Genomic DNA, 9,704 nt, shown 5'->3' with positions numbered 1-9,704 from the left:
TGAAGAGGGCTGATCAGGAAATTTCTCGTGTTCGCATTCGCCGCCGTCGCCGCCTCGGTGACCGGGAACGTTCCCGGGCTCGCCGGGTGGCGTGCCAAGGTCCTGGAGGGCCCCCGCGGGGGCCGATCGAGGAGCCGGATCGGCCGGTGCCGCCGGGGTTGCGGACGTGCACGCGGCCGCGCCGAGGACGACACCGAGGCCGGCGACCCCGATGATCCGCATGACCCGGCGCGGGCCGGCCGGTGTTCGACGTGAGAACGGTCCAAGTGATGACAAGTCGTGATTCTTCCGTGATTGAGGTGCGGTAATTCGGCCATTGGGGCTAGTGTGACGACCGCCCGCGGAAGCCGGAGCGCTTTCTCCCCCAAAGCCCGCAGGAGTTCTCACATGGATCGGCACGACCATGCGTCGCCGGGCCGCTACACCGAGTCCAGCCCCCTGTCCTCGCCCGAATACCTCGACTCCGAGTCCCCGTCCCCCTCGGGCTCCCGGAGACGCACCCTTGTGATCTGCGCGGCCTCGGCCGTGCTCGCCGCCGCCGTCACCGCCGGAGGGGTCATCACCCTGACCGGCGGATCCGACCCGGTGAGCGCCCGGTCCATGCAGCAGGCCGGAGAGGCGGCAGCGGCGGACGACGCCGGCGACACCGGCGAGACGGCCGGCGATGCCTCCGCAGGTGACGCCTCCGCAGGTGACGCCACCGATGATGACGCCTCCTCGGATGCCGACGCGGGTGTCGCGGCCGGGTCGGACAACGGAGCCTCCGGCTCCGCAGGTTCCGGTCAGGGCGCGGGCGGGACGCAGTCCGTGCCGAAGGCCGAACAGGCCGCACCGGTCGGCAGGTCCGAGAACGCCAAGCAGAAGATGGGCGCCGAGACCGACACCACCCGGACGGACACGCAGGCCGAAGGGCAGGGCCCCCGCCCCGACGGGCCGGCCGGCTACGTCCAGCCCAACGGGCAGCAGGCGGGCCGCTTCAACGGCCTCGGCGGCGGCTTCTTCCGTGACCTGATCCCGACGACGCGGCCCTCCACTCCGCCGTCGTCCCGGCCGACGCCGAAGCCGACCCCCAAGCCGAGCCCGAAGCCGACGCCGAAGCCCAGCCCCACACCGACGAAGAGCACCGCGAAGCCGACGCCCACCGCCTCCTCCCCGAGCGGCGGCACGTCCTCGGTGGTCGCGGCCGAGAACGAGGTCGCCCGCCTGACCAACGTCGCCAGGCAGGAGCAGGGCTGCGGCCCGCTGCGCATCGACGAGAAACTGCGCGCCGCCGCGCGCGGCCACTCCGACGACATGGCGGCGAAGGGGTACTTCGACCACACCTCGGCCGACGGGCGCTCCCCCTGGGACCGCATCAAGGCCGCCAGCTACACCTCGAACATGTTCGCCGAGAACATCGCCCGCGGCCAGGCCACTCCCGAGGCCGTGGTCCAGGGCTGGCTGAACAGCCCCGGCCACCGCGCCAACATCATGAACTGCAAGCTCAAGGCCATCGGCGTGGGCGTGCACTTCGGCAAGGGCGGCCCCTGGTGGACCCAGGACTTCGGCGGCACCTGATCGGCGCCCTCACCCCCCGGGACCGGTTTCGCGCCGGCCCGGGGGTTCGCGTTCTGCCGTGCCGAGGGGCGTGCGGGCACGGCGAGGCGCCGTACGGGATGCCCGCCGGCTCGCGGCAGCGCCGGGCCGTGGCCGGCTCGCTCGTGGGACCGGGCTATCGACCGGCTCGCGGGACGCGGTGCTCGCCGGCTCGCGGCAGAGCCGGGGCGCGCGGGGCGAGGCACCGGTCGGCTCGCGGGAGCGCCGGGGCGCGGCTAGCCTGATCGGGTGCTTGTCGCCGCGGCCGTGTGCCCGCATCCTCCGCTGATCGCGCCCGAGCTCGCGGGTGCGGCCGCCGCGGAGCTGGACGACCTGCGGGACGCCTGCGTGGCCGCCGTCCGCTCGCTCGCCGAGGCCAGGCCGGACACGCTGATCGTGCTCGGCGCCGCCGAAGGGCTCGCCCAGGATGCCGTGTGGCACGGCCCGGACGCCGCAGGCAGTCTGGCGCCGTGGGGCGTGGACGTCCGGGCCGGGAAGGGGGAGCCGGTCCTCCCGCTGTCCCTCACGGTCGGCCGCCTGCTGGTGGACCTGGCCGGCATCGACCCGCCGGCCGGGTACGTCGCGGTCGCGTCGGACGCCACACCGGCGGCGTGCGCCCGGCTGGGCGCCGAGCTGGCGGGCCAGGCCTCGCGGGTGGCCCTGCTGGTCATGGGGGACGGCTCGGCCAAGCTCACCGTCAAGTCGCCCGGCTACCACGATCCGCGCGCGCGGGACCACGACGACGCCCTCGCCCGGGCACTCGGCGGCGCGGACGCGGTGGCCCTGGCCGCGCTGGACCCCGGCGAGGCCGCCGAGCTGTGGGTGGCGGGCCGCGCGGCCTTCCAGACACTCGCCGGCGCCGCGGCGGCCCACGGCGAGCGCGGCGAGCGCGGCGCTGAAGACGAGCGGGCGACTGCGCCGGGCGCCGGTGGGCCGGAGGCAGGGGGACGCTACCGGGGCGAGTTGCTCTACGCCGACGCCCCTTACGGCGTCGGTTACCTCGTGGCGCGCTGGAGCCTCGTCTGATCAGGCCGTGGGAGCATGACGGTGACCGTGACCCCGACCGCTCCGGGGTGTGGTTACGGTGAAGACATCGGGACGGCGCAGGCCGTGCCCGCGCCCCACAGAGCCCCGAGCCCGCGGATGGACTTGATCGAATGGTAGACGTCGCCTTCGCCAGCGTGCCGACGCCGCTCGGCGACGTGCTGGCCGCCGTCACCCCGGACGGCGTCGCCGCGACCTCTTTCGGGGACGGCGAGCGTGTGCGCGCCAAGATGCTCGGCCGTCTCGCCGCCACGGCCGCGGGCGACCCCGCGCTCGCCTCGCCGGCCCGCGACGAGCTGGCCGCCTACTTCGCCGGGCGGCTCACCCGGTTCACGGTGCCGGTCGACTGGCGCCTGATGTCGCCGCTGCAGCGGCGGGTGCTCGGCACGCTGTACGAGACCGTTGCGTACGGCAGGGTGACGACCTACGGCGAGCTGGCCGAGACCAGCGGATCCGGCGTCCCCGCCCGCGCCATCGGGTCGGTCATGGGCAGCAACCCCATCCCGATCATCGTGCCCTGCCACCGGGTCGTCGCGGGCAATGGCCTCGGCGGGTTCAGCGGCGGCGACGGGGTGGACTCCAAGCGGTGGCTGCTCACGCTGGAGGGCTACCTTCCGCCCACCCTCGACTGGGAGCTGTGATGGCAGGCGATCAGGCGTCCGGCGGCGCCATGGGCGGCGTGCGGGGCGGGCGTACGCCGGTGCTGGCCGTCGTGGGGCCGACCGCCGCGGGCAAGTCCGACCTCGCCGTCGAGCTGGCCCTGCGCCTGGGCGGCGAGGCGATCAACGCCGACTCGATGCAGCTCTACCGCGGCATGGACATCGGCACGGCCAAGCTCACCCTCGCCGAGCGGCGCGGGGTGCCGCACCATCTGCTCGACGTCTGGGACGTCACCGAGACGGCGAGCGTCGCCGCGTACCAGCGCATGGCCCGCCCGCTGATCGACGGCATGCTCGCCAGGGGGACCGTGCCGATCCTCGTGGGCGGCTCCGGCCTGTACGTGCGCGCGGCACTGGACGACCTGGAGTTCCCCGGCACCGACCCCGCCGTGCGCGCCAGGCTGGAGGCCGAGCTGGCGGAGGCCGGGCCCGAGGAGCTGCACCAGCGGCTGAAGGAGCTCGACCCGGTGGCCGCCGAGGCGGTGCTGGCCACCAACGGCCGGCGCATCGTCCGTGCCCTGGAGGTGATCGAGCTGTCCGGGCGGCCGTTCTCGGCCACGATGCCGTCCTACGACGCGGTCTACGAGAGCGTGCAGATCGGCGTCGAGGTGCCCCGCCCGGTCCTCGACGAGCGCATCGCCACGCGTGTCGACCGCATGTGGGCGGCCGGGTTCGTCGAGGAGGTCAGGGACCTGGCCGGGCGGGGGATCACCGAGGGCAGGACGGCCGGCCGGGCTCTCGGCTACGCCCAGGTGCTGCGGTTCCTGTCGGGGGAGTGGACCGAGGAGCAGGCACGCGAGGAGACCGTACGGGCGACGCGGCGGTTCGCCCGGCGCCAGCAGTCGTGGTTCCGGCGCGACCCGCGGGTGCACTGGCTGCCGTTCGACGCGCCCGACCTGGTGGAACGGTCGCTGATCCTGACCGGCGGGTAGGATGTAGCGGTATGCGCTTCGTCAAGGGACACGGCACCCAGAACGACTTCGTCATCCTCCCCGACCCTGACGGGAGCCTCGACCTGCACGTCTCGGCGGTCGCCGGGCTGTGCGACCGCCGCACCGGCATCGGTGCCGACGGCGTGCTGCGGGCGGTTCCCACCAAGCTCAGCCCCGAGGCCGTCGAGATCGCCGATCGCGCCCGTGAGGCCGGTGCCCCGGTCAGCCCGGGCGGCGCCGAGTGGTTCATGGACTACCGCAACGCCGACGGCAGCATGGCCGAGATGTGCGGCAACGGCCTGCGTGTCTTCGCCCGTTACCTGGTCGACGCCGGCCTGGCCGACCCCGGCGAGTTCGACGTCGTGACCCGCGCGGGCGTGCGCCGGGTGCGGCTCGGCACCGAGGGAGACGTCACCATCGACATGGGCATGCCGCGGGTGCTCGGCGAGAGCCGGGCGACGCTGGGCGTCGACGAGTACGACGGGCTGGTCATCGACGTCGGAAACCCGCACCTCGCCTGCGTGACCGGCGAGCCGGTCGGCAGGCTCGACCTGTCCGCGCAGCCCGGCTTCGACCCCGCGGTCTTCCCGCAGGGCGTCAACATCGAGCTGCTGAACGCCGTGGGCGAGCGCCGCGTCGTCATGCGCGTCTACGAGCGCGGCTGCGGCGAGACCCCCTCCTGCGGCACGGGCACGGTGGCCGCGGCCGTCGCGGCGGCGCGGCTCGCCGGCGAGAGCGTCGGCACCTGGACGGTCGAGGTGCCCGGCGGCCTGCTGACGGTCACGCTCGAAGAGAACACCAGCCTGCTCACCGGACCGGCCGTCCTGGTGGCCGCGGGTGACATACCGCCCGCTCACCTGGCCTGACGTCCGCCGGGGACGGCGGCGCCGCCGGGGGGCGCCGCCCGTACCGAACCGCCCGCATGTTTGGGCCATGCCTTCCGAACTGGCAGACTGGCGTGCCATGGACGTGGACATCTGGGCATGGGTGGCGGACACCCAGCGGCAACTGCACGAGGCAGGCAACACCGGGCTCGCCATCGCGCTCGGCGACCTGCCCGCGCAGGCTTTCGAGGGCCGGTACGCCCAGCTTGACGTGATGGCGCCGGCGGTCGCCCAACAGGCCGGGTCGCTGGAGCTGCCCTGGCTGGAGCTGTTCGCCCGCTACTGGCACCTGCTGAGCCGCATCGGCGACCGTGCCCAGGGCGCGGCCGCCCTCGGCGACGCGCAGGCGCTGCTGGAGTTCGCGCGCCGCGAGGACACCAAGGACTGCCCCTCGGTCCCCGCGGCGGTCGAGGCGCTGGCCGTCGCGCAGGCCAACACCGACGGCCCGGGATACGCCCGTGAGCGCCTGGCCGCCCTCGGCGCCGCGCTGGACGGCGTGCGGCCCGACTCCCCGGCCTACTGCGGCCTGGTCGCGCAGTACGTCGCGGCGCTGTCCGACGCGGGTGAGACCGAGCAGGCGGTCACCTACTACGAGTCGGCGGTCGCCGCGCGCAGGGGCGCCGACGGGCAGGTGAGCTGGGAGCTCGCCGCCGCGGGGGTGCGCGCCCTGCTCGGCGCCGGCCGTGCGATGGAGGCCCTCACCGAGCTCGACTCCGCCAAGGAGTTCCCCGCCGACGACCCCGTGGCCAAGGACCACCGCGAGGGCGTGCTGCGTGCCCTGGTGCTCGCCACGGTGGGCCGCCACCCCCAGGCGCTGGAGGCACTGCCCGACCTTGACGTGGTCGGCGAGCACCCGCGCGACTGGGTCGAGTGGGCGCGGGCCGTCCGCCTCCTCGGCGAGGTGATCAGCAACACCTGGCAGCTCGGCCGGGTGCTGCGCGAGTGGATGGCCTACTTCGAGACCATGGGCGTGCACCGCGGCCGGGTCGAGCTGGCGCTGATCGCCGGCGAGCTGGCCGTCGCCCGCCAGGGCATCTGGCAGGCCCGCGCGCTGGCCGACCTCGCCGAGTCGTGGCTGGGCGAGCTGCGGGTGACCGACGGGCTGCCCGAGCGCATCGCCGAGCTGCGCGCCTCGGCCGACGCCGCCGTCCCGCTGCCGGCTCCCGGCCCGCAGGACGAGCTGGTCGCCTACTTCGACGCCGCCGACGGTCACAACGCCGACCCCGAGCGCTGGGTCGGCTGGCTGTGGCCGGTGTCCGGCACCGATCTGGAGGCCACCCGCCGGCACACCACGACGCTGGGCTTCCTCGGGTACGCGCCGCTGGGCGCCGACATCCTGTGGAAGACGATCGTCGAGGACGCCGACCCGGCCGCCGCCGAGGATCAGGACGTCGCCTACCTCACCGGCGTGCTCATCGAGGCAGGCCAGGACGAGCGGCTGGAGCGCTTCGCCGGCCTGCTGCCCCCGGCCGCCGCGCACCTGGCGCTGGCCCGCATGCACCGTGCCCGCGAGCGCTGGACCGAGACCGCGGCCGAGGCCGAGCGTTCTTTGGACTCCGGCGCTCAGGGCGCCACCGCCCTGGAGGCCCGCCGCCTGCTGGCCGGCGCGGTCCAGCAGCTCGGCGACAACGCCAAGGGCGCCGCCATCCTCCGCGAGCTGGTCGAGTCGGACGCCGGCGAGGAGGAGGACGTCTGGCGCATGATCGTCATGGCGACCGCCGCCGAAGACTGGGACCTCGTGCGCAAGGGCGCGGCCAAGCTGGGCATGCCCATCGAGTCGTCCGAGGGCCCGATCGAGGAGGAGTGGCACCTCGTCCGCGTCGTCCTGCCGGTCTCCGACGGCAGCCGCCGCGAGGTCCTGTCCGTCCGCACCGGACCGGCCACCGCCCGGCTGCTCATCCCGCAGCCCCGCGGCATGGATTACAACGCCGGCGACATCGTGGTCATCGACCCGCGTCCCCTGGAGCCGGTGCCCGACAACCCGGAGGAGCAGGAGAGCTACGTCATCCCGTTCGCCGGCGTGTCCCTGCTGCGCCCGGGCGGCTACACCTCCTGGTTCTTCGACGGCGCGGCTCCCAGCGAGTCCGACTGGGCCGAGTTCAACGAGGTGCTGGCCGAGCGCGGGTGGCCCATGTGGGTCTACAGCGACGACAACTACACGGTCACCCACCCCGGGACCGGCGAGCGGCTCCAGGGGGTCTACGGCTGGATCGCCGTGCCGCCGGGCGTCGAGGCCGTCCAGCTCGACGCGCTGCTCGACGACGCCACCGAGCGGTGGACCCATCCGCTGGCCTGGCTCGACCTGGCCAGGACCGCCGGCATCGAGATCGAGCGGCACGAGCGCATCACGAAGGAGTACGGCCTCTAGCCGCTCCGCGCCGATGCTGCACAGGTTCCGGCTGGACGGCAGGGTCGCGATCGTCACGGGCGCCTCGTCCGGGCTCGGCGTGGCGTTCGCGCGCGGGCTGGCCGAGGCGGGCGCCGACATCGCGATCGGCGCCCGCCGCGGCGACCGGCTGGAGGAGACGCGGCGCCTGGTCGAGCAGACCGGGCGCCGCTGCGTCGCGGTGCCGGTCGACGTCGCCCGGCCGGAGGACTGCCAGGCCCTGGTGGACGCCGCCGTTGATGGGCTCGGCGGCGTCGACATCCTGATCAACAACGCCGGGGTGGGGACCGCCGTCCCCGCGGTCCGTGAGACGCCCGAGCAGTTCCGCCAGGTGATCGAGGTCAACCTGAACGGTGCGTATTGGATGGCCCAGGCGTGCGCCAGGGTCATGCGCCCGGGGTCGTCCATCGTGAACATCGGCAGCGTGCTGGGGGAGACCACCGCGGGCCTGCCGCAGGCCGCCTACACCGCGTCCAAGGCGGGCCTCGCCGGGCTGACCAGAGACCTGGCGCAGCAGTGGACGGGGCGGCGCGGCATCCGGGTCAACTGCCTTGCGCCGGGGTTCTTCGCCACCGAGATGACCGAGGGCTACCCGCCGGGCTACTTGGAGCGGCAGTTCGAGCAGCGCGTGCTCATGGGACGGGCCGGTGACCCGGCGGAGCTGGTCGCGGCGGCGGTCTTCCTCGCCTCGGACGCCGGGTCGTACGTCACCGGCGCCGTACTCCCGGTGGACGGCGGCTTCCTGCTTACCTGAGCCACGCGCCGGTCGACGCGCCGGAGTTTTGCGGTGATCGCGGCTTTCGAGGGTAATTGCTATACCTAGGTATTACTTTTCGTTGACCTGGGGGTGGCAGTGCGCCTGAGTGGATCTCGCGCGGTCGTGGCCGGAGCGGTCGCGGCCGTTTTGCTGGCGGGATGCGGCCTGGATGGAGAGCTCTCCGGCCGGGCCGCCGACGGGACGGGGTCGCAGGGAGGTGACGGGGGCTCGACCGGGGTCAGCCCGCTGGACAATCCCAAGGGAACCGGGCGAGGCCTCGGCACGATCAGGTCCGCGGGTGACCGCGCCGAGGCGGTGAAGATCATCGAAAAGGTCGCGACCAAGGGACGCGGTGCGAAGACCGGCTATGACCGCGACGAGTTCGGGTACGCCTGGGCGGACAACGCGGCCGACATCCCCTTCGCCGGCAACGGCTGCGACACCAGGAACGACGTGCTGGCCCGCGACGGGGACGATCTGAAGTACCGCTCCGGCTCCAACTGCGTGCTGGCGTCGATGACCCTGCACGACCCGTACACCGGCACGACCATCAAGTGGACCAAGCAACAGGCCGCCGAGGTGCAGATCGACCACGTCATGCCGCTGTCCTACGACTGGCAGATGGGCGCGTCGCGGTGGAGCAAGGCCAAGCGGGTGCAGATCGCCAACGACCCGCTGAACCTGCTGCCGGTGGACGGCTCTGCGAACTCCTCCAAGGGCGACTCCGGCCCGGCGACCTGGCTCCCCCCGGCCCGGGGCATCCGCTGTTCCTACGCGGTGCGCTTCGCGCAGGTGGCCCTGAAGTACGACCTTCCGGTCACCGCTCCCGACAAAGAGGCCATGCTCGCCCAGTGCCGCTGACCCGGGCGCCGCGATGGGCACGGCCGGAGGCCTCCGGCCGTGCCCATCGCCCGCAGGACGCGCCACGTCCCAGCAGGGCCCCGATCAGTCGTCGTGCTTCTGGCGGAACTTGATGATCGCTCCGGTCCGCACCGAGACGTAGACGCGGTACTCGACGCCGCGCTTGTGCAGTTCGACCTGCCAGGCCCGCTGCCCGTGCTCCCACTCGCGCTCGACCTTGCTCACCCGGGCGCCCGGGACGCGCTTCTTGGCGATCCTGATCGCCTGGCGGGAGGTGACGGCGACCGCGCCGCCGGCCGCCCGCGCCGCCGTACCGGACGAGACCGACGCCGATCCGGTGGCCGCGCCGGCGGACCGCGCGGAGCCGGTGGAGGGTGCGGTGCCGTTCGCGCCCGAGAGCGGGGCGGAGCTGGCCGGCGCGGTACCGGAGGCGGGCGCCGTGGGGACGTGCAGTGCCGAGGCGGCCGAGGCGGCGACCGCTCCGGTGCCGAGGAGGGCGACGACGCCGGCCCCGGCGACGGCGAGCCTGGCGACCCGGCTCATGCGGTTCGCGGTGGTCGTGGTGGTGCTCTTGTTCGTCATGGCCCAAGGCTCGCCCGGCCCGCG

At 74.0% G+C, this 9,704-nt stretch carries 9 protein-coding genes; 8 read left to right on the top strand and 1 reads right to left on the bottom strand.

Features of this window, described 5'->3' with window-relative positions:
• The first annotated feature begins 387 nt into the window (after positions 1–387).
• From IEY93_RS13140 to IEY93_RS13105, 8 genes are all read left to right on the top strand, one after another.
• Complete coding sequence (locus IEY93_RS13140) at positions 388–1,557, top strand: CAP domain-containing protein (RefSeq protein WP_189163311.1); 1,170 nt, start codon at positions 388–390, stop codon at positions 1,555–1,557.
• Positions 1,558–1,824: 267 nt separating this feature from the next.
• Positions 1,825–2,601: a class III extradiol ring-cleavage dioxygenase family protein gene (locus tag IEY93_RS13135; RefSeq protein WP_189163310.1), complete on the top strand. Its 777-nt coding sequence runs from the start codon at positions 1,825–1,827 to the stop codon at positions 2,599–2,601.
• A 131-nt stretch (positions 2,602–2,732) separates the two neighbouring features.
• Positions 2,733–3,260 carry a methylated-DNA--[protein]-cysteine S-methyltransferase gene (locus tag IEY93_RS13130; RefSeq protein WP_189163309.1) on the top strand — a complete coding sequence of 176 codons (528 nt, stop codon included), beginning with the start codon at positions 2,733–2,735 and terminating at the stop codon, positions 3,258–3,260.
• Positions 3,260–4,210 carry a tRNA (adenosine(37)-N6)-dimethylallyltransferase MiaA gene (gene miaA / locus IEY93_RS13125; RefSeq protein ID WP_229691095.1) on the top strand — a complete coding sequence of 317 codons (951 nt, stop codon included), beginning with the start codon at positions 3,260–3,262 and terminating at the stop codon, positions 4,208–4,210. Before IEY93_RS13130 ends, miaA begins: the two co-directional genes overlap by 1 nt.
• Positions 4,211–4,221: 11 nt before the next feature.
• Positions 4,222–5,076, top strand: coding sequence for a diaminopimelate epimerase (gene dapF, locus IEY93_RS13120; protein ID WP_189163308.1), 855 nt, complete (start codon positions 4,222–4,224; stop codon positions 5,074–5,076).
• Positions 5,077–5,143: 67 nt separating this feature from the next.
• Positions 5,144–7,462, top strand: coding sequence for a tetratricopeptide repeat protein (locus IEY93_RS13115; RefSeq protein ID WP_229691094.1), 2,319 nt, complete (start codon positions 5,144–5,146; stop codon positions 7,460–7,462).
• A gap of 13 nt (positions 7,463–7,475) precedes the next feature.
• The gene (locus IEY93_RS13110) at positions 7,476–8,234 is read left to right on the top strand and encodes an SDR family NAD(P)-dependent oxidoreductase (protein ID WP_189163307.1); all 759 of its coding nucleotides are present in this window, start codon (positions 7,476–7,478) and stop codon (positions 8,232–8,234) included.
• Positions 8,235–8,360: 126 nt separating this feature from the next.
• Entirely contained in the window at positions 8,361–9,098 is a 738-nt protein-coding gene (locus tag IEY93_RS13105; RefSeq protein WP_229691093.1) for an HNH endonuclease family protein, read from the top strand.
• Positions 9,099–9,182: 84 nt separating this feature from the next.
• Here the strand turns inward: IEY93_RS13105 and IEY93_RS13100 are convergent, their stop codons facing one another.
• Complete coding sequence (locus IEY93_RS13100; protein ID WP_189163306.1) at positions 9,183–9,680, bottom strand: PepSY domain-containing protein; 498 nt, start codon at positions 9,678–9,680, stop codon at positions 9,183–9,185.
• Between the last annotated feature and the right edge of the window lie 24 nt (positions 9,681–9,704).

It is taken from the genome of Sphaerisporangium melleum, from assembly GCF_014646695.1.
Classification (GTDB): domain Bacteria; phylum Actinomycetota; class Actinomycetes; order Streptosporangiales; family Streptosporangiaceae; genus Sphaerisporangium; species Sphaerisporangium melleum.
Note: the sequence above shows the minus strand (reverse complement) of the source record. Positions and strands in the feature narration are given on the sequence as shown.